An 18,635-nucleotide genomic window follows, 5' to 3' on the forward strand; every position below is an offset into this window, starting at 1 on the left:
TTCTCTATTCTCTATTCTCTATTCTCTATTCTCTATTCTCTATTCTCTATTCTCTATTCTCTATTCTCTATTCTCTATTCTCTATTCTCTATTCTCTATTCTCTTATAAAAAAGTTTGATGATTTTAACGTAATTCTTTATCATCTTACCAGTATAATTTTTATTTAGGGTGATGTTATGTCGCAAGATATTATTGAATTAAGAACTGGGCAGTTTTCATCAATTTTTTTAGTATTTAAAAGTGCAAATTTGACGATAATTAAACGGGCTTTGGCAAGAAAGGTAAAAAAATCACCCACTTTTTTTCATAATATTTCTGTTATTTTAAAATTTGATGATATTTTACAGAAAATAGATCTTGTAGCTTTAAAAAAACTTTTAGCTGAATTTAATATACAAGTAGTCGGTATCAGTGATTGGCAGAATAGTTTACAAAAAGAACTGATTTTATCATCTGGATTCTTATTACTTGGCAAAAGCGAAGAGCTAGGTGAGGTTATTCCTGAACCCAATTATTTACCAACAAAAGTTATTGAGGGTAATGTGGTAAAAGGTCAAGTTATTTTTGCGAAAAATAGCGATTTAATTATTCATGGAAATGTGGAAAGTGGGGCTGAAGTTGCAGCAACAGGTAATATTCATATTTATGGAAAATTAAAAGGACGGGCTATGTCTGGTGTGAATACTAATATTGGTTGTCTTTATGTTCAGCATTTAGATGCTGAATTTATTTCTGTTAATAGTCGCTGTTTGTATAAAGATAACATTCCCACAGAATTTTTAAAAAGAGCAGTAAGAATTTTTGCAGAAAAAAATCAATTAGAAATAAGGATATTAGGGGAGTATTGAGTGTTGTATAAATAGAATTTTAGAATCATATTTTTAATTCTATGAGGCAAGGTTTTGCTGAAACCATAAAAAAGGCAACAGAAACAGGATACTATGATTGTATTGTGGTATTAGCTTGTGCAGAATGGACTTATTGGACATGGGGAAATGCTTGTCGAAATGCCAAGCCAAAGAAATTTCATTTTGATGAATGGATTACGTTGCATAATAATCCTGAATTTGAGCAATTTGTCATATGGTTACGTAGTGAGCTTGATTCAATTGTTCAACTTCCAGAAGCTGAACAACAACGATTAAAATTATTATTCAGACATTGCTGTCAGTTAGAACGAGATTTCTTTACTTATGCGTATCAACAATCTTAATTAAATTATTAATATGCCACTTTTTTGTACTATATTCTTTATAAACAATAAAGTGGCTATTTTTTATATAAATGCGATGACATTAAAAAAGATCATACATATTGATATGGATTGTTTTTATGCTTCTATTGAGATGCGAGATAATCCAAGTTTAAAGGATAAACCGCTTGCTGTGGGGGGAAATTCAAGGCAACGTGGGGTATTGACTACTTGCAATTATCTTGCTCGTCAATTTGGATTGCATAGTGCTATGCCTACGGCTCAAGCAGTAAAACTTTGTCCTAATCTTATTTTAGTACCAGTAAATATGCCCTTATATAAACAGATTTCTAAACAAATTCACTCAATTTTTCATCGTTATACGGATCTAGTTGAGCCACTTTCTCTTGATGAGGCCTATTTAGATGTTACGCATTGTCATCAATGTTCTGGCTCTGCAACTTGGATTGCTGAAGAAATAAGAAAAACTATTTTTAAGGAAACTGGATTAACGGCTTCTGCAGGCGTTGCTCCGGTAAAATTTTTGGCGAAGATTGCTTCTGATTGTAATAAGCCTAATGGTAGCTTTGTTATTAATCCTCAAGATGTTGATGATTTTGTCAAAAAATTACCCTTAAAGAAAATCCCAGGAGTAGGGAAAGTAACCACAGAACGTTTATTGAAAATGGGGCTTAAAACTTGTGAAGATGTGCAGAATTTTGATCAAAGTGTTCTTTTAAATCAATTTGGAAAAATGGGAATGAGATTATGGTATTTCGCTCACGGTGTAGATGAACGAGATGTGCAGCCTAATCGAGAACGTAAATCCGTTACGGTGGAAAAAACTTTATTAAAAAATATTACTCATATTGAACAAGGATTGGCTATATTAGAAAAATTATATCCAATTTTGATTACAAGAATAAAAAATACTTGTCCAAATATAGCGTTGAGTGATTTTCATAAAGTGGGGGTAAAATTAAAATTTGATGATTTTACGGTAACAACTTTAGAAAAAAGTGCGGTTGAATTTTCAAAAGATATTTTTAAACAATTATTAATCAAAATCTGGCAACGATCTAATGGTAGAGAAATTAGACTGATTGGAATACAGGTTACTATTCCAGAACAATGCCCACAAAAACAAATGACTTTATGGTAAGTATTTTACATTCATACTTGAATTTTAACAATTTTGTTACCATTATAAGAAATAGTTTTACGAACAACTACCTATACTAATTTATTCTACTGTAAAGAGGACTATTTTATGATGCGAATTTTGCTATTTTTAGCAACAAATATGGCAGTTTTATTTGTATTTAATATTATTTTAAGCCTAACAGGTATTCAATCTCAAGATACTATGGGATTACTGATTATGGCTGCTTTATTTGGTTTCAGTGGCTCGTTAATTTCGTTATTTTTATCAAAAACAATGGCATTACGCTCAGTGAATGGTCAAATTATTGAGCAACCACGTAATGAGATAGAGCATTGGTTGGTGAATACTATCCGTTCTCAAGCTGAGCGTGCGGGATTACCAATGCCAGATGTAGCAATTTATCATTCTTCTGATGTGAATGCTTTTGCAACAGGGGCTAGTCAGAAAAACTCATTAGTGGCAGTAAGTACTGGGTTATTAAATGCGATGACAAAAGATGAAGCTGAAGCTGTTTTAGCTCACGAAATGAGTCATATTAAAAATGGTGATATGATTACAATGACTTTATTGCAAGGTGTGCTAAATACTTTCGTCATTTTTATATCAAGAATGATTGCAAAAGTGGTAGCAAGTAATCGTGATGGTGAAACTAGTCAAGGTATGTATTTTATGATTTCAATGGTACTTGAAATTGTCTTTGGTTTTCTTGCTAGTATTATAGCGATGTGGTTCTCTCGTTATCGAGAATTTCGAGCAGATGCGGGATCAGCGGAGCTAGTAGGTAAACAAAAAATGATCGCCGCATTACAACGTTTACAGAGTTTACACGAACCACAAGAAATGGAAGGACAATTAGCCGCTTTTGCTATTAATGGTAAACGGGGAGGATTAGCCGCCTTATTTTTAAGCCACCCACCATTAGAAAAACGTATTGAGGCATTAAGAAATTTAGATAGTTTAAATTCTTATAAATAGCATATTTTATAGCTTAATTTAAATAAAATATGCTATAGCCCATACATATCATTATAATTCGGTAATGATTGTTGACCCAAAATGGAGGGAAAAATGAGCAAATTAAAGTAAAATTCAACTTACAAATTAATAGTGTAAAGTCGAAAATAAGAGAAGTAAAAGAAAGTGTAGACAATAAAGCAGAGTTAGTGAAAGCTGATGCTCGTGCAAAAAAAGAAATACTTGAAAAGAGAATTGATGAGAAAAAAGCTAAGATCAAAGATTTAGAAAAATCATTAGCTGATAAAAAAACATCAATTAAGAATGCTGTTGAAGAATTTAAGTAAAAAGCTGATTTAGCATCAGCTCAAAAATATGCAGAGATAGCAGAAGCTTATGCCGAAGACTACGTAGAATATACAATTTCTGCAATTGAAGAAGCAGATTATGCTATTTCAGAATCTATTTTGGCAATAATGGAAGTAGAAGATCTTTCTAAATAAGTTTCTAATATAAGCACAATATTAAACGGCAGAAAAACGACTGATTTTTCTGTCGTTTTTCTTTTGATTATAGATAGACATCGTCTATCTATAAAAACCATACGCTATGCGTATGGTATAAAAGAGCTTTAGCGATGAAAAAATCCTCCGATATAATGAAGAAGGCTGACAACCAAATTCAAAATATAGGAGGATGTGCCAATGGCAAATAAATCCAATGACGATTCAAGTCTATCACACACAAGATGGAACTGTAAGTATCATATAGTCTTTATTCCAAAATTCAGACGAAAGGCAATTTATGAAAAATTGCGTATGGATATAAGGAGTATATTAAGGCAGTTATATAATTACAAAAATGTAGAAATAATCGAAGCACATGCTATGAAAAATCATATTCATATGATATTAAAAATTTCGCCTAAGATAGTCGTCTCAAGTTTTATGGGATATTTAAAAGGGAAATCTTTACTAATGATTTTTGAAAGGCATACCAACTTAAAATACAAGTATGGAAACAGAAATTTCTGGTCTAAAGGTTATTACGTAAGTACAGTAGGTTTAAATACTAAAGTAGTAGAAAAATATATTAAGGAATCAAGAAAAGGAAGACCTGATTCAGGATAATTTATCGAAGAAGGAATATATAGACCCCTTTAAGGGGGGAGCCATAGAGTTATAGTACGCTTGTCAGTTTTCACATGCCTCTTGAGAGGCATGTGAAGTACTAAGCCCTTATAGGGTAGCTGAAAAAAACACACGTTTTACGTGCGAATTGTTATTAATATTCTATTATAAAACAGCTAATGCTGCATCATAATTTGGCTCTTGAGCGATTTCAGGTACGAGTTCTGAGTGTAATACGTTATTATTTTCATCTAATACAATCACTGCTCGGGTAGTTAATCCAGCAATTTTTCCAGAAACAACATCTACACCTAATGTGGTATGCAATGCTTTATTCCGAAATGTTGATAATGTTTGAACATTTTCAATTCCTTCTGCACCACAAAAACGGGCTTGAGCAAAAGGTAAATCGGCAGAAATACAAAGAACAACCGTATTTTCTAAATTGGCAGCTTGTTGGTTAAATTTGCGAACAGATGTTGCACAAATACCTGTATCAATACTTGGAAAAATATTTAATATCTTACGTTTACCATTAAAATCAGATAAAGAAACTGTTTCTAATTTATTATTAATAAGCGTAAAGTCTGCAATATTTTCAGATTTTTGTGGAAAACGACCTGCAATTTCAATAGGGTTTCCTAATTGGGTTACTTGATTCATAATTTTTCCTTCTATAATGTTAGCGGTTAATTTAAATAAAATAGATTCATACTTGGGTTAATTAGTAATTAACTTATTAATTACTAAGTTTTTTTTATCTCATAACAAGGTTCATAAGCATCACCACCAGGTAATTTCATTCTATGTTGTACAATAAAATCTTGTAGTACCTGATCCACTTTTTCCATCAATACTACATCACCGTGTAATTGGAATTTTCCTTCTTTTTCGATTAGATCTTTCGTATCAGGTTTAATGTTACCTGCAACAATACCAGAGAATACTCGACGTAAATTAGCGGCTAATTCTACTTTAGATTGTTCAAAGTGTAGGTCTAAATTCGCCATATTTTCGTGAGTCGGAATAAAAGGTTGTTGAAAATCAGAAGATATATCTAGTGACCAATTAAAACAGTAGGCTTCATTATTTTCTCGACGAGTTTTTTCAATATCATTCATCGCATTACGCATATATCGAGCAACGGCACTTGGATCATCAATAATTATTTCATAGAGATCTTGAGCTTCCTTACCTAAGGTTTCGCCAATAAAACGATCAATAGTAGAAAAATAATCTGCACTTTCTTTAGGACCAGTTAAAATTAAAGGTAGCTGTTGATCTTTATTTTTAGGATTAAGTTTGATACCTAAAATATATAATAATTCTTCGAAGGTGCCAGGACCACCAGGAAAGATAATTATACCGTGCCCTAATCTGACGAATGCTTCTAAACGTTTTTCAATGTCAGGCATAATAATTAATTCATTCACAATAGGATTAGGTGGCTCAGAAGCGATAATTGATGGCTCTGTAATTCCAATAAAACGGCTATCTTTATAGCGTTGATTTGCATGGCCAATAGTTGCCCCTTTCATTGGTGCTTCCATTACCCCTGGTCCACAACCTGTAACAATATTTAATTCACGATGACCTAATTCTAGACCAACAGAACGGCAATATTGGTATTCAGTATTATTTATTGAATGCCCTCCCCAACATACGACTAAATTAGGTTTCTCGCCAAATTTTAATGCTTTTGCATTACGTAAAATAGAGAAAACTTGATTCGTTATATGTGCATTATCTTGAATATCACAAGGATTAATACGTTGGTTGAGTACATTGACAAATAAAATATCTCGTAATACAGCAAATAAGTGATATTGAATATTACGAATAATTTTATCATCAACAAAAGCATTTTCTGGTGGGTTATGTAATTTTATTGCAATACCACGTTCTGTTTCTACAAGATGAATATCAAAATCAGCATATTTATTGAGTAAAGCACGACTGTCATCTGTAACCGCACCAGAATTTAATACGGCTAATGAGGAATTACGGTAAAGCGAGTAGAGTTTACTCTTTGCTTTCTTGGTCAAAATTTTTACTTCTAACTGAGAAAGTTGATCCATACTTCCTCTAGGTGTTACATTATAAATGTGGGTCATTTTTATCCTTCTATTTGTTAATTATTGTCTTGCAAGACGTAAATTATTAGGTATTTCTTCGAAATTAGAGCGAAATGGATTAATATCAAGTCCACCACGACGTGTATAGCGAGCATAAACTGTTAATTTTTCAGGTTTTGCAAATCGCATTAAATCACAAAATATACGTTCGACACATTGTTCATGAAATTCATTATGTTGTCTAAATGACACGATATAACGTAGCAATTTTTCTTGATTAATCTTTTTCCCAATATAGTGAATTTGTATACTTCCCCAATCTGGTTGATTGGTAATTAGACAATTTGATTTTAATAAATGACTAATTAATGTTTCCTCTATAACATCTTCTGAATCAATGCAATTTTTTAAAATGTCAGTATTAAACGTATAATCATTGATTTCTATATCTTGATTGTCAATACAAAATCCTTGTAGTGTTGCAATAGTTTGGTTTTTATATTTATCTAAAGTATTTAACGCTACTTTTACTTTACCTTTGGCACAATTTGTTAAATCTTCTTTAATAATACTTTCGATTTCTTGTAAATTTGTAAAACGAGTTTGGTTAAAACTATTTAAATAAAGTTTAAAACTTTTTGATTCAATTAAATTTTCTGAGCGGAAATCTATTGTTATATCTGCAATAGCAACTTGTGGTAAGCCTTTATTGTTTAACCAAGATACTTCATATGCCGTCCAAATATCTGAGCCTATGGTAAATGGTTGTGACGTTGTCACTCCTAATGTATCACGATTTAATTTGCGTGGTACTGCTTGTAATAAAGTGCGGTCATAATTTGTAGCATATTCTGTTTTTTGACCTAATTTCAATGATTTTAAACTATTATCATCATAATTCATTGCATAAACTCTCTGATTGCTAAGTGATTGTAATGGTTATTTTCAGTATTATAAAGCTATAATAGCTATAAATTTAAACTATTGCCAATGCCAAGATAAATTTGATACAAGGCGACAATGATCACATTTAAAGTGGAATAAATCAAATAATGGTTTGTTTAATATCCATTCTTCGTGACAAATTGGGCATCGACGTTGTTTTTCTGTTATTAGATTCTCTCCACCAATTCGATATAAATAATAATAGGTGGGAATACCAGTATTACGTTCAATATCTTGAGCGAGATAATAACCGTGCTTGAATAAATTACTTTGGGTATCAGAGATTTCATATAATGCTTGTTTTTCTAAAACCGCACCATTCATTTGTAATTGATCACAAGCTTGCCAATTTTCTTGCCATTTTATTATATCCATGGATAAGTGCGGTGTTTTTTGAAGTTGTTTATACAATGGAATAGGTAATAAATCTTCTCCACTATGTAATGGCGAGCAAGACTGTAAATAAGTGGTATAAAGAATTTGCCAGCTTGGTTTGATCCCTGTATGCGTAGTATCAGAATTGAGATCTTCAGCAATAATATGAAAACTATCTAGAAATATGCCCGCACTTTCAGCTTGCTCGATCGCATTATTTACTTCTTGGTTATTAAATTCGGGTAATAGGCTTTGTTGTTCAGGACAAACTACTCTCACTGCAAATCCTTGCTCATTTTCTTGATTAGCGACAAAAAGGGGAATTTCACGACCAATAATTTGACCATTGTAACGCCATTGTTCAATAATTTGATTGACTAAATAGCTCAAATTTTCCAAATTGTTGTGATTATTATACTGATAGGAAAAGAAGGTTTCGATTAGATACATAGTATTTGTCCAATAATTTAAAGGATAGTGGATAAATTGTATTAAATTTCATAAAATACCTCCTTATTCTACGCTATCTAGGAGTAATAATGCGAGAAAAAACCAAACTTAAATTAGAAGAATTACAGCAAATAATGCAAGAATTAGATCTTTGGGCAACGGTTGCCCCGAATCCACAAGCGCTATTGAGTACTGAGCCTTTTGCTATTGATACGATGACTGCTAATGAATGGCTACAATGGATTTTTATTCCTAGAATGTGTGCATTGTTAGAAGCAGATTTGCCATTACCAAATAATATATCCATAACTCCTTATATAGAAGAAGCATTAAAAGAATTAGATGGGCTAGAAAAATTACTATGTCCGATCAATGAAATTGAAAATTTACTGAAGAATCAATCACAATGATATTAGATATTATCTATCAAGATGAGTACATTATTGCGGTAAATAAACCTTCGGGAATGTTAGTTCATCGTAGTTGGTTAGATCGCCACGAAACTGTCTTTGTTATGCAAACGTTACGAGATCAAATAGGTCAATATGTATTTCCTATTCATCGTTTGGATCGTCCTACATCAGGTGTGTTGTTATTTGCTTTAAATTCAGAAATTGCTAATTTACTTTGTCAACAATTTGAAGCAAAGTCAGTAGATAAAAGTTATCTTGCTATTGTTCGAGGTTATTTAACGGGGAAAGCTGTGATTGATTACCCTTTAAAAGTTAAATTAGATAAAATTGCTGATAAATTTTCTCAACAAAATAAAGATGCACAAGAGGCAGTTACTGAATATATTGGTTTAGGAACGGTCGAAATGCCTTATTCAGCAGGAAAATATTTAACGACACGTTATTCTTTAGTCCGTTTAATTCCACATACAGGGCGTAAACATCAACTACGCCGTCATATGAAACATATTTTTCATCCAATATTAGGTGACACACAATATGGTGATTTACGTCAAAATAGAGCGATGACTGAAAATACAGGGGTACAACGTTTAATGCTACATGCTGAAAAACTAACTTTTTATCATCCTATTACAAATGAATTAATTGAACTAAATGCACAATTAGATAGTCAATGGAAAACTTTATTTGACATTTTTAATTGGTCATATAAGTAATTACTTATTTTTAATAGCTAATTAACTTAATTTTGTAGCCTTTTAATATAATTCAGCCAATAGCTCATCAATTGCCTTGCATAGTAAAGTCCGATCATGACGATAACTAATATCATCAGCACTTAATCGTTTAGCCATTATTTTAATATTGGGATTATTCATTTTCATCTCAGGGGTATATTGGGTTATTGCACCATCAATAATAGGCTTCCCAATAACTTGATGAATCCAATTAATTCTATCTTCTAAGGTTAGTTGTGCAGCAGGACTGTGTTCAAGCCCAAGATTGTCAATGAAGATTTTTTTAGCATTAGTTTGTTTAAGGATATCAATAATATCTGGTAGTAATAGTGGAGGAAGAATACTTGTAAAGAAACTTCCAGGACCAAGTAGAATTACATCAGCTTTTTTTAGTGCGGTTATTGCTTCAGGTGTAGCTGGAACAAGAGGAACAACAAAAATAGACGTGGGTATTTCGGTTAATTGATCGATAGTTACTTCACCGACAATACTTGATCCACAATTAAGTGAAGCAGCAAGATGAACCGATTGTTCAGACATGGGAATAATAAAAGATTTAACATTTAGCAGATCTCTTATTAGGTTGACCGCTTCAGTTGGTCTAATTTTCATATTTTCTAACGCTTTTAGCATTAGATTTCCTAGATTATGTCCAGCAAGTTCACCAGAACCAGAAAAACGATATTCAAAAAGGGCAGAAGCGGTACTTGGTGTAGTAATTATCTGGTTTAAACAATTTCGTAGATCTCCCCAAGCTATGCCACCTTGATCCAAACGAATACGTCCCGTTGAGCCACCATTATCTGTGGTTGTAACAATTCCAGTTAGTCTTTCTTCCATAAAACTTAATGCAGACATTATCCGCCCTAATCCATGCCCACCACCAATAGCAACAATATTTTGGATATTATCTAAATTTTCATGCTGACAGTAAGATAGGCCTTTTGAAATAAAATTAGACATTATTTTCCCATTTAATTAACGATTTTCTTTTGTATATTAGCAAATATCTTTATTCTATGGTATAAATTACATGTACCTAATATAGCGATAGGAAAATAAATTGTTTTTTATCGTTAATAACGTAATCATTTTAAGAGACTGTAACTGTCCTCTTAATTTTTTAATATATTGAAAATTAAACGCATAACTCCGAGCTTGTTTACCTAAGTTTATGATAAATAATAAATAGGGTAGCAATGCCAGTAACCTTAAGTTACTCAGGGATAATATTGGAAACGGTTTATCCTATCGTTGTTTTACAAAGGTGTCCGATGCAAAAAACTATTCCTATCAAAAATGTTGGAATGTCGAATCTAGTCGATAATTTTCAACGAGAGTATTACTATTTACGTCTATCTATTACAGATATATGTAATTTTCGTTGCAACTATTGCTTACCAAACGGTTATCAACCAGAAAAAAATAAACCCAGTTTTCTCACATTAAGTGAAATAGAAAATCTTATTGCTGCCTTTGCAACTTTGGGTGCAGAAAAAGTACGTATTACAGGCGGTGAGCCGACTTTGCGTAAAGATTTTTTATCTATTGTTGAGTCGATTAATCAAGTTGAAAATATTAAGCAAATAGCTTTAACCACTAATGGCTATCGTATGCTGAAAGATGTAGATGATTGGAAAAAAGCAGGGATTACCAGTATCAATGTGAGTGTAGATAGTCTTGATCCACGTATGTTTTATTCTATTACTGGTGTTAATAAATTTGATGAGATTATGCGTGGTATTGATCGTGCATTTGATATTGGTTATCAAAAAATTAAAGTAAATTCTGTTTTGATGAAAAGTATTAATGATCACGAATTTAACCAATTCTTACTTTGGATTAAAAATAAACCAATTCAAATGCGTTTTATCGAATTAATGCAAACGGGCGAAATGGATAATTTCTTTAATAAATATCATTTATCTGGAAAAGTATTAGAAGAAAAATTATTACGTTCTGGTTGGAAATTATTACCTAAGTCTTATTTAGATGGCCCAGCAAAAGTATTTAAACACCCTGATTATCAAGGGGAAATTGGCTTAATTATGCCTTATGAAAAGAATTTTTGTGCTAGTTGTAATCGCTTGAGAGTTTCTTCCAATGGAAAATTACATTTATGTTTATTTGGAGAAGAGGGCATTGATTTACGAGATCTATTGCAATCTCACGAACAAAGTACATTATTACAAGCTAGAATTTTTTCAGCATTACAGGGTAAAAGAGAACATCATTTTTTACATAATGGTGATTCAGGTATTCGTCAGCATTTAGCGAGTATCGGTGGATAATTAAAGGATTTAAAATGACAACATTTACACATATTAATAGTCAAGGTGAAGCCAATATGGTGGACGTTTCCAGTAAACAAGAAACAGTAAGAGAAGCTCGAGCAGAAGTCATTGTGACAATGTCACAAAAAACCTTAGAAATGATCTTATCGGGACAACACCATAAAGGTGATGTTTTCGCTACAGCTAGAATTGCAGGGATTCAAGCTGCAAAAAGAACATGGGAACTTATCCCCTTATGTCATCCATTGCTTTTATCAAAAGTAGAAGTAAATTTGACCGCACTTCCAGAAACTAATCAAGTAAGAATTGAGAGTTTTTGTAAATTAACAGGGAAAACGGGCGTAGAAATGGAAGCATTGACCGCCGCAAGTGTTGCCGCTTTAACTATTTACGATATGTGTAAAGCAATCCAAAAGGATATGGTTATAGAACAAGTCAGATTACTTGAAAAGTGCGGTGGTAAATCTGGGCATTTTTTAGCGAAATAATTAAAAAGTAACGCCTACATATTGGTTGTGCGTTACTTTTCAGTTCTATCTCTAAATCATTCCAAATAACTAATAAAACTGTCTGTATCTAATATTTTCTTGTCTCTTTCTAATTTTTCTCCTGCTGTCCCAATGAGTAATAATGCTACAACTTTATCTTGTTGTTCACATTTAAAAGCTTTTCTTAGTTCTGAGCCATTTACCCAAGGGCCTGTTATCCATACATTATCAAAACCTTGTGCTTTTGCGGCGAGTTGCATTGCATAAGTAGCACAACCTGCGGTTAATTCTTGTTCCCAAGTAGGGACTTTTTTTATTTCCTCATTCAGTTTTGCAATAACTGCAATGACCATTGGTGCACGATAGGCGATACTTTTGGCTTTTCTTAATCGTTCTTCACCAAGATCAAATTCATCAACTACACTTTCTAATAATTTCTCAAATTTTGCTAACCCTTCTTTTTCAATAACAATGAAGTGATAAGGATTTAATTTACCATGATCTGGAACGTGTAATGCAGATTGAAAAAGGTATTCTAGCTGTTGTTTATTAGGAGCCGGTTCTGCTAGTTTTTTTTCTGAACGGCGGGAAGTGAGTAATTCTAAAGCATCCATTTTAAAATTTGACCTTACTTAATAATACATTGTTAAAATTATAGCAATAAATTTTAGTTAAGTAATCTAATGATTTTTGATATTATCTTGCTTCACAACGTTTAGATAATATTAGGTAATAGATTTATGCAAGTAATTTTAAAGGTACTTAAGTTTTTTTGGCGAGTAATTAATTGTATTCGTAATCTTGTTATGAACTTGGTTTTTCTTTTATTTGTTATGTTATTGATGACGATATTTACCCTATCGTCTATTGGTAATAATTCGATAAAATCAGATGTTGATTTAACTCAGCCAAATGCACTATTAATTTCATTAGATGGTTTTTTAGCTGATAATCGAGAAGAGGATTTTTCTTGGCATACCGCATTAAGAGAGCTTAATAGCCCTGATGCACCAACGCAGATTTCAACCTTTGATGTAGTGTACGCCATTAGAAAAGCAATAGATGATCCAATGATTAATGGATTAGTTTTGGATTTGAATCACTTTCAAGGCGCAGATATACCGGCGTTAAATTACGTAGGCAAAGCAATTTTAGATTTCAAAATGGCTAAAAAAACTGTTATTGCTTACTCCGATTATTACAGTCAAAAACAATATTTATTAGCAAGTTATGCCGATGAAATCTATTTAAATCCAAACGGTCAAGTATCAATTGAAGGTATGGTTATTGAGAGTGTTTATTTTAAATCTTTACTTGATAAATTAAAAATTACTCCTCACGTATTTCGAGTCGGTACTTATAAAGCTGCTGTAGAGCCTTTTTTAAGAGATAATATGTCTGATGAGGCAAAAGAAAATACACAACGCTGGTTAAATAAAATGTGGCAAGGATATAAAAATACTATTTCAGAGAATAGACATATTTCGTTATCAGAAGTATTGCCAGAAGCTGATATTTATTTAAATGAGCTAAAAGAACTAAAAGGGGATACTACGGCTTATTCAATAAAACGACATTTAGTAACTAAATTAGCCGATAGATTTACATTACAACAAGATTTAATTAAGCAATTTGGTAAAAATAAAATTGGCGAAGCAAATTTGTTTCCATTTGAGGAATATTTAGCTCAATATCCTGATCCAATGATTGGACAAACAAAATCGAAAATTGCAGTTATTAATGTAGAGGGTGCAATTATTGATGGGGAAAGTTATGAGAGCGATGTTGGTGGTGATACTATTGCTAGATTACTTCGTCAAGCATATGATAATACTGATATTAAAGCAGTTATATTAAGGGTAAATAGTCCAGGTGGTAGTGCTTTTGCATCAGAAATTATTCGTCAAGAAATTGATCATTTACAGGAAGTAGGTAAACCTGTTGTTGTGTCTATGGGGGGAATGGCTGCATCAGGAGGATATTGGATCTCCAGCACTGCAGATTATATCGTAGCAGACCCAATGACAATTACGGGATCGATTGGTATTTTTGCGATTATTCCAACCTATGAGCAAGGACTAAAAGAAATTGGCGTAACAGCTGATTCTGTTGATACGACCAAGCTTGTGAATAAATCACCAATGAGTGCTTTATCTAAGAAAACAGAGGATATCTTTCAACAAGAGATTGAGTTTGGTTATGAACGTTTTCTTGATGTAGTTAGTCGTGGACGACACCTTTCTAAAGACGCTGTGGATAAATTAGCACAGGGACAAGTATGGTTAGGCTCAGAGGCTTATAAATATAAATTAGTTGATGAATTAGGAACTTTTGATGAAGCAATTTCTAAAGCAACAGAATTAGTTAATAATAAAGGTAATAAAGATATTGGAGAGCTTTCAGTTGAATGGTTAACTGATACAGATGATTCTTTATTAGGCTCATTAATAAAAGACGTCAAAAAGGGGGGAAGTAGCCTCATTAAAACAAGTTTATTCGATATGATAGGATTACCTAAAGGTTATCATCAACTCAAGAAACAATTAGGGATATTAACTAAATTAAATGATCCTAAAGGACAATATTTGTATTGTATTAATTGCGGTGAAATTAATTAGATTAATATAAAAGAAGTAGAAGTGAAACAGTATAATAGGTGCATAAAATTATTTATATGCACCTATTTTTTAGGAAAAGATTATTATTCTGGAATATTTGGCTTTATTGCTAATAAATTACATTCAAGTTTACTAATAACGTGTTCTGCGGTATTTCCTAGTAGTGCTGCTGAGAGTCCTTGTCGACCAATCGTTCCTAATACAACAGTTTCTGCTGAGATTTGTTTAGCTATTTTAGGAATAACATCTTCTGGAAATCCTTCAATCACATGAGTGTGATCTTCATCAATTAAAAATTTTTGGCGTAACTCTTTCATATTGAGAAGATATTGCCCACGAATATTATTATCATATTCAGTGGATGAATAATTAGGAAAATCAATGGTAAGGTTAATTGGTGTCGGTGGATAAGCGGCAACAAGATGAACATTACCTCGTTCTAAATTATCAGCGAGATCTAGCCCAAAAGAAACTAATTGTTCATTAAAGCTATTATCATCATTTTCTTGATCAGATACATCGACTGCAATTAATATTCTACGTTGATGTTTCCAGTCTCCATCTCTTACCATCATTGTTGGAATTGATGATTTTCTTAATAATTGCCAATCTTGGGGAGTAAATAATAAAGAGGTAAAGGTTTCTTGTTCTTGAGTATATTTTACGACGAGATCATAGTTTTTATTTTCAAGCTCATCTTTTATTGCATCTGATTCATTATTTGTCCATAAAACAGTTGAGTCAAATTCAATATGAGGATCCATATATTTTTCTAAATAAGGAGCTATATTACGTTGCTGTTGTTGAATTAACTGCTGATGCATATTTTCCCTTTCTTCAGAAGATAGTAATGCTGACATTTCATAGGAAAAGTTGTAGATAGACATTAACGTTGTGATCTTAACTTTCTTTGTACTTTTTTGTTCTTTGACAAGTCTTACTGCTCGAGCTAGTGCATATTGTTTTTCTGTTTCTGGATTTAAGATTACCAGTATATTATTGAATTGCATAATAGCCTCCATATTTTGAATATCATTATTAATAATAAACTGATTTTGAATGTATGCCAATTTCAAACTAATTTTTCAATTTAAGAATAATTGTATAGAAAATGCTAAAAGAGGTATTATTGTAACTAGAATTACAAAGATTGTAAAAATAACAAGGTAATAAGTTTAATCTTAGGATTAGCTAATTTTGCTTAATCCTAAGATTGTATAAGATAAATTAATATTTAAAATACTATTTTCGCTTTATTTTTAGTTGTTCCAGCAAGTTTTACTAAGGAAGGCATATCATTAATAGTGATATATTTACCTTGAACAGAGAGCATATTAATTTTCTGAAAACGTCCTAATAGTCGACTAATAGTTTCAACAGTTAATCCAAGATAATTACCAATATCACCACGAGTCATAGTTAAACGAAATTCTCTGGCGGAAAAACCTCTGGCTGAATAACGAGTTGATAAGTTATGAATAAATGCCGCTAATCGTTCCTCTGCATTCATTTTTGAAAGTAATAAAATCATTTCTTGATCACTTTTAATCTCATTACTCATTAAACGCATAATTTGTTGCCTAAGTTTTGGTAATTTTCCTGAAAGATCGTCTAAAATATCAAAAGGAATCTCACATACCATAGAGGTTTCTAATGCTTGAGCAAAACTAGGATGTTGCATATTGGTAATGGCATCAAATCCGACAAGATCACCAGGTAAATGAAAAGAGGTTATTTGTTCCTCTCCAGATTCACTAATCGTATAAGTTTTTATTGTCCCAGATCTTATCGCATACAATGAAGTAAGCCCATCACCTGCTTTAAACAGAATTTGTGATTTTTGAATTGGTTTTTTTCTTTCAATAATATTATCAAGCTGATTAAGCTCATGTTCATTTAATGTGAAGGGAATACAAAGTTGGCTGATACTACAATCTTGGCAGTGTATTGCACAGCCACCAGATTGAATACGGCATCCAATTTTCGGTTCATTCGTCAAAACTTTCATTTGTTCCTCAAATAAATAGACAAACCAAGAAAAAAATAAGATAAAATTGATCTAACTCAACAAATAATAGCATTAAATGTTAAATTTAAGAAGTCTTAAATAACGAATTAAAAATATTAATTGATTAAATATAAGGTATGGTGAGAATATGGCAGCAGAAAAGTTAACAAAAAAGCGACTATTTCAAATAGTTTTTATGTTATGTATATTACTTGGTGCATTTTTTTATAAAACTTATCAATATTACTCAACAACTACGTGAATATTATAAATAATAGGCTATATTCGTTTAATATAGCTAGTAATAAATAATACTTGTTGCATAGTCTTGTAAAATCTTATAGAATTCGCACGTTTTACCTTAAAAGAAATTATTAAGGTAATGATTTTGATCTTTTGCTTATGTTCTACGGATATTTTATCTGTGTATAAATAGCAGTTTGATTGTAGTTAAAATTTGTAAGAGGAATGTAATTATTAAAACCGTAAGAAAAGCCCCAGCTGTAAATCGCCCTAATCGTATCAATGATGAAATTAGAGTGAAAGAAGTTCGCTTGATTGACCAAGATGGTGAGCAAGCGGGAATCGTGTCGATTCAACAAGCCTTAGATATGGCTGAAAGTGTTGCATTAGACTTAGTTGAGATTAGTCCAAATGCGGAACCACCAGTTTGTCGTATTATGAACTACGGTAAATTCCTTTACGAAAAAAGCAAAACTGCAAAAGAGCAGAAGAAAAAGCAGAAAGTTGTACAAGTGAAGGAAATTAAATTCCGTCCTGGTACAGACGAAGGCGACTATCAGGTAAAACTACGCAGCCTGATTCGCTTTTTAGAAGAAGGGGATAAAGCTAAAATTACTGTTCGTTTTCGCGGACGTGAAATGGCTCACCAAAATCTTGGTTTAGAAGTATTGGATCGCGTTAAAAATGATCTCTCAGAAATTGCTGTTGTAGAATCTGCACCAGGAAGACTGGAAGGTCGTCAAGCGATTATGATACTTGCCCCTAAGAAGAAATAATTAGAGCATCACAAGTAATAAAGTGCGGTAAAATTTTATAGTTTTTCACATTTTATTCGCCTAATTATTGTAATATTAACTTAAACAATGCGGAGTTATTTTAACAATGCCTAAAATTAAAACAGTACGTGGTGCTGCAAAGCGTTTCAAAAAAACAGCTTCTGGCGGTTTCAAACGTAAACAATCTCACTTACGTCATATTTTGACTAAGAAAACCACTAAACGTAAACGTCATCTACGTCATAAATCAATGGTTGCAAAAGCAGACCAAGTTTTAGTTGTAGCATGTTTACCATACGCATAAGCGTTTTTAGTATATTTTAGTTAGATTAGACAAATAGGAGATTAAATAATGGCTCGTGTAAAACGTGGTGTTATTGCAAGAGCACGCCATAAGAAAGTTCTTAAGGCTGCTAAAGGTTATTATGGAGCACGTTCACGTGTTTATCGTGTTGCGTTCCAAGCTGTAATTAAAGCTGGTCAATATGCTTATCGTGACCGTCGTCAACGTAAACGTCAATTCCGTCAATTATGGATTGCACGTATTAATGCGGCAGCTCGTCAAAATGGTTTATCTTACAGTAAATTCATCAATGGTTTGAAAAAAGCATCTGTTGAAATCGATCGTAAGATCCTAGCTGATATCGCAGTATTCGATAAAGTTGCTTTCGTAGCACTTGTTGAAAAAGCAAAATCTGCACTTTAATTTTAAAGTAATGATCAATAAGGACGCTAAATAGCGTCCTTTTGTTTTTCATAATTTAATTAATT

Annotated in this window: 21 protein-coding genes, 1 pseudogene and 1 riboswitch; of the genes and pseudogenes, 14 read left to right on the forward strand and 8 right to left on the reverse strand. The window is 32.2% G+C overall.

Annotated features, from left to right (window positions below; genetic code table 11):
• Window positions 1-177: 177 nt before the first annotated feature.
• From minC to tnpA, 6 genes and pseudogenes are all read left to right on the forward strand, one after another.
• Complete coding sequence (minC, locus tag EV697_RS03595; RefSeq protein ID WP_132022739.1) at window positions 178-849, forward strand: septum site-determining protein MinC; 672 nt, start codon at window positions 178-180, stop codon at window positions 847-849.
• 41 nt (window positions 850-890) lie between these two features.
• Window positions 891-1,214 (forward strand): TenA family protein, encoded by a 324-nt coding sequence (locus tag EV697_RS03600; protein WP_132022741.1) that lies wholly within the window; start codon window positions 891-893, stop codon window positions 1,212-1,214.
• A gap of 76 nt (window positions 1,215-1,290) precedes the next feature.
• On the forward strand, window positions 1,291-2,355 hold the full coding sequence (dinB, locus tag EV697_RS03605) for a DNA polymerase IV (RefSeq protein WP_132022743.1): 1,065 nt from the start codon (window positions 1,291-1,293) through the stop codon (window positions 2,353-2,355).
• Between the two features lie 108 nt (window positions 2,356-2,463).
• Window positions 2,464-3,333, forward strand: a complete 870-nt coding sequence (gene htpX / locus EV697_RS03610; RefSeq protein WP_132022745.1) for a protease HtpX — start codon at window positions 2,464-2,466, stop codon at window positions 3,331-3,333.
• A 68-nt stretch (window positions 3,334-3,401) separates the two neighbouring features.
• Window positions 3,402-3,659: a hypothetical protein gene (locus tag EV697_RS03615; protein WP_132022747.1), complete on the forward strand. Its 258-nt coding sequence runs from the start codon at window positions 3,402-3,404 to the stop codon at window positions 3,657-3,659.
• 357 nt (window positions 3,660-4,016) lie between these two features.
• Window positions 4,017-4,497: pseudogene (gene tnpA, locus EV697_RS03620) on the forward strand (IS200/IS605 family transposase).
• 110 nt (window positions 4,498-4,607) lie between these two features.
• Here the strand turns inward: tnpA and tpx are convergent.
• The 4 genes from tpx to EV697_RS03640 form a co-directional block, all read right to left on the reverse strand.
• A complete protein-coding gene (tpx, locus tag EV697_RS03625) occupies window positions 4,608-5,105 on the reverse strand; it encodes a thiol peroxidase (protein WP_132022749.1) in 498 nt (165 codons plus the stop codon).
• Window positions 5,106-5,188: 83 nt separating this feature from the next.
• Entirely contained in the window at window positions 5,189-6,556 is a 1,368-nt protein-coding gene (gene ppnN / locus EV697_RS03630) for a nucleotide 5'-monophosphate nucleosidase PpnN (RefSeq protein ID WP_132022751.1), read from the reverse strand.
• Window positions 6,557-6,577: 21 nt separating this feature from the next.
• The gene (gene queF, locus EV697_RS03635) at window positions 6,578-7,420 is read right to left on the reverse strand and encodes an NADPH-dependent 7-cyano-7-deazaguanine reductase QueF (RefSeq protein WP_132022753.1); all 843 of its coding nucleotides are present in this window, start codon (window positions 7,418-7,420) and stop codon (window positions 6,578-6,580) included.
• Window positions 7,421-7,498: 78 nt separating this feature from the next.
• On the reverse strand, window positions 7,499-8,287 hold the full coding sequence (locus tag EV697_RS03640; RefSeq protein ID WP_132022755.1) for a Zn-ribbon-containing protein: 789 nt from the start codon (window positions 8,285-8,287) through the stop codon (window positions 7,499-7,501).
• A gap of 89 nt (window positions 8,288-8,376) precedes the next feature.
• Between EV697_RS03640 and EV697_RS03645 the strand changes: the two genes are divergently transcribed.
• Window positions 8,377-8,697 (forward strand): YqcC family protein, encoded by a 321-nt coding sequence (locus tag EV697_RS03645; protein ID WP_132022757.1) that lies wholly within the window; start codon window positions 8,377-8,379, stop codon window positions 8,695-8,697.
• Window positions 8,694-9,416: a tRNA pseudouridine(65) synthase TruC gene (gene truC / locus EV697_RS03650; RefSeq protein WP_132022759.1), complete on the forward strand. Its 723-nt coding sequence runs from the start codon at window positions 8,694-8,696 to the stop codon at window positions 9,414-9,416. Before EV697_RS03645 ends, truC begins: the two co-directional genes overlap by 4 nt.
• Before the next feature lie 42 nt (window positions 9,417-9,458).
• Here truC and EV697_RS03655 read toward each other — a convergent pair whose 3' ends face one another.
• Window positions 9,459-10,400, reverse strand: coding sequence for a gluconeogenesis factor YvcK family protein (locus EV697_RS03655; protein ID WP_132022761.1), 942 nt, complete (start codon window positions 10,398-10,400; stop codon window positions 9,459-9,461).
• Between the two features lie 175 nt (window positions 10,401-10,575).
• Window positions 10,576-10,723, forward strand: a riboswitch (molybdenum cofactor riboswitch).
• Between EV697_RS03655 and moaA the strand changes: the two genes are divergently transcribed.
• The gene (moaA, locus tag EV697_RS03660; protein WP_132022763.1) at window positions 10,712-11,728 is read left to right on the forward strand and encodes a GTP 3',8-cyclase MoaA; all 1,017 of its coding nucleotides are present in this window, start codon (window positions 10,712-10,714) and stop codon (window positions 11,726-11,728) included. (Overlaps the previous riboswitch by 12 nt.)
• Before the next feature lie 14 nt (window positions 11,729-11,742).
• Window positions 11,743-12,219, forward strand: coding sequence for a cyclic pyranopterin monophosphate synthase MoaC (moaC, locus tag EV697_RS03665; RefSeq protein WP_132022765.1), 477 nt, complete (start codon window positions 11,743-11,745; stop codon window positions 12,217-12,219).
• Window positions 12,220-12,275: 56 nt separating this feature from the next.
• Here the strand turns inward: moaC and EV697_RS03670 are convergent, their stop codons facing one another.
• The gene (locus tag EV697_RS03670; protein WP_132022767.1) at window positions 12,276-12,833 is read right to left on the reverse strand and encodes an NAD(P)H nitroreductase; all 558 of its coding nucleotides are present in this window, start codon (window positions 12,831-12,833) and stop codon (window positions 12,276-12,278) included.
• A 135-nt stretch (window positions 12,834-12,968) separates the two neighbouring features.
• Between EV697_RS03670 and sppA the strand changes: the two genes are divergently transcribed.
• The gene (sppA, locus tag EV697_RS03675) at window positions 12,969-14,837 is read left to right on the forward strand and encodes a signal peptide peptidase SppA (protein ID WP_132023173.1); all 1,869 of its coding nucleotides are present in this window, start codon (window positions 12,969-12,971) and stop codon (window positions 14,835-14,837) included.
• A gap of 83 nt (window positions 14,838-14,920) precedes the next feature.
• Here sppA and uspE read toward each other — a convergent pair whose 3' ends face one another.
• On the reverse strand, window positions 14,921-15,847 hold the full coding sequence (uspE, locus tag EV697_RS03680; RefSeq protein ID WP_132022769.1) for a universal stress protein UspE: 927 nt from the start codon (window positions 15,845-15,847) through the stop codon (window positions 14,921-14,923).
• 224 nt (window positions 15,848-16,071) lie between these two features.
• Window positions 16,072-16,845: an FNR family transcription factor gene (locus EV697_RS03685; protein ID WP_132022771.1), complete on the reverse strand. Its 774-nt coding sequence runs from the start codon at window positions 16,843-16,845 to the stop codon at window positions 16,072-16,074.
• A gap of 440 nt (window positions 16,846-17,285) precedes the next feature.
• Between EV697_RS03685 and infC the strand changes: the two genes are divergently transcribed.
• The 3 genes from infC to rplT all read left to right on the forward strand — a co-directional run bounded on the left by infC (window position 17,286) and on the right by rplT (window position 18,570).
• Window positions 17,286-17,864: a translation initiation factor IF-3 gene (gene infC / locus EV697_RS03690; protein WP_472841076.1), complete on the forward strand. Its 579-nt coding sequence runs from the start codon at window positions 17,286-17,288 to the stop codon at window positions 17,862-17,864.
• 106 nt (window positions 17,865-17,970) lie between these two features.
• Complete coding sequence (gene rpmI, locus EV697_RS03695) at window positions 17,971-18,168, forward strand: 50S ribosomal protein L35 (protein ID WP_005596065.1); 198 nt, start codon at window positions 17,971-17,973, stop codon at window positions 18,166-18,168.
• Between the two features lie 48 nt (window positions 18,169-18,216).
• Window positions 18,217-18,570, forward strand: a complete 354-nt coding sequence (gene rplT / locus EV697_RS03700; protein WP_132022773.1) for a 50S ribosomal protein L20 — start codon at window positions 18,217-18,219, stop codon at window positions 18,568-18,570.
• Window positions 18,571-18,635: the final 65 nt, after the last annotated feature.

It is taken from the genome of Bisgaardia hudsonensis (genome assembly GCF_004345785.1).
Lineage (GTDB): Bacteria > Pseudomonadota > Gammaproteobacteria > Enterobacterales > Pasteurellaceae > Bisgaardia > Bisgaardia hudsonensis.

Bases quoted from the DNA above. Each gene is read 5' to 3' on its own strand.
- minC (WP_132022739.1), top strand. From the start codon at position 178: ATGTCGCAAGATATTATTGAATTAAGAACTGGGCAGTTTTCATCAATT.
- EV697_RS03600 (WP_132022741.1), top strand. From the start codon at position 891: ATGAGGCAAGGTTTTGCTGAAACCATAAAAAAGGCAACAGAAACAGGA.
- dinB (WP_132022743.1), top strand. From the start codon at position 1,291: ATGACATTAAAAAAGATCATACATATTGATATGGATTGTTTTTATGCT.
- htpX (WP_132022745.1), top strand. From the start codon at position 2,464: ATGATGCGAATTTTGCTATTTTTAGCAACAAATATGGCAGTTTTATTT.
- tpx (WP_132022749.1), bottom strand. From the start codon at position 5,105: ATGAATCAAGTAACCCAATTAGGAAACCCTATTGAAATTGCAGGTCGT.
- ppnN (WP_132022751.1), bottom strand. From the start codon at position 6,556: ATGACCCACATTTATAATGTAACACCTAGAGGAAGTATGGATCAACTT.
- queF (WP_132022753.1), bottom strand. From the start codon at position 7,420: ATGAATTATGATGATAATAGTTTAAAATCATTGAAATTAGGTCAAAAA.
- EV697_RS03640 (WP_132022755.1), bottom strand. From the start codon at position 8,287: ATGTATCTAATCGAAACCTTCTTTTCCTATCAGTATAATAATCACAAC.
- EV697_RS03645 (WP_132022757.1), top strand. From the start codon at position 8,377: ATGCGAGAAAAAACCAAACTTAAATTAGAAGAATTACAGCAAATAATG.
- truC (WP_132022759.1), top strand. From the start codon at position 8,694: ATGATATTAGATATTATCTATCAAGATGAGTACATTATTGCGGTAAAT.
- EV697_RS03655 (WP_132022761.1), bottom strand. From the start codon at position 10,400: ATGTCTAATTTTATTTCAAAAGGCCTATCTTACTGTCAGCATGAAAAT.
- moaA (WP_132022763.1), top strand. From the start codon at position 10,712: ATGCAAAAAACTATTCCTATCAAAAATGTTGGAATGTCGAATCTAGTC.
- moaC (WP_132022765.1), top strand. From the start codon at position 11,743: ATGACAACATTTACACATATTAATAGTCAAGGTGAAGCCAATATGGTG.
- EV697_RS03670 (WP_132022767.1), bottom strand. From the start codon at position 12,833: ATGGATGCTTTAGAATTACTCACTTCCCGCCGTTCAGAAAAAAAACTA.
- uspE (WP_132022769.1), bottom strand. From the start codon at position 15,847: ATGCAATTCAATAATATACTGGTAATCTTAAATCCAGAAACAGAAAAA.
- EV697_RS03685 (WP_132022771.1), bottom strand. From the start codon at position 16,845: ATGAAAGTTTTGACGAATGAACCGAAAATTGGATGCCGTATTCAATCT.
- rpmI (WP_005596065.1), top strand. From the start codon at position 17,971: ATGCCTAAAATTAAAACAGTACGTGGTGCTGCAAAGCGTTTCAAAAAA.
- rplT (WP_132022773.1), top strand. From the start codon at position 18,217: ATGGCTCGTGTAAAACGTGGTGTTATTGCAAGAGCACGCCATAAGAAA.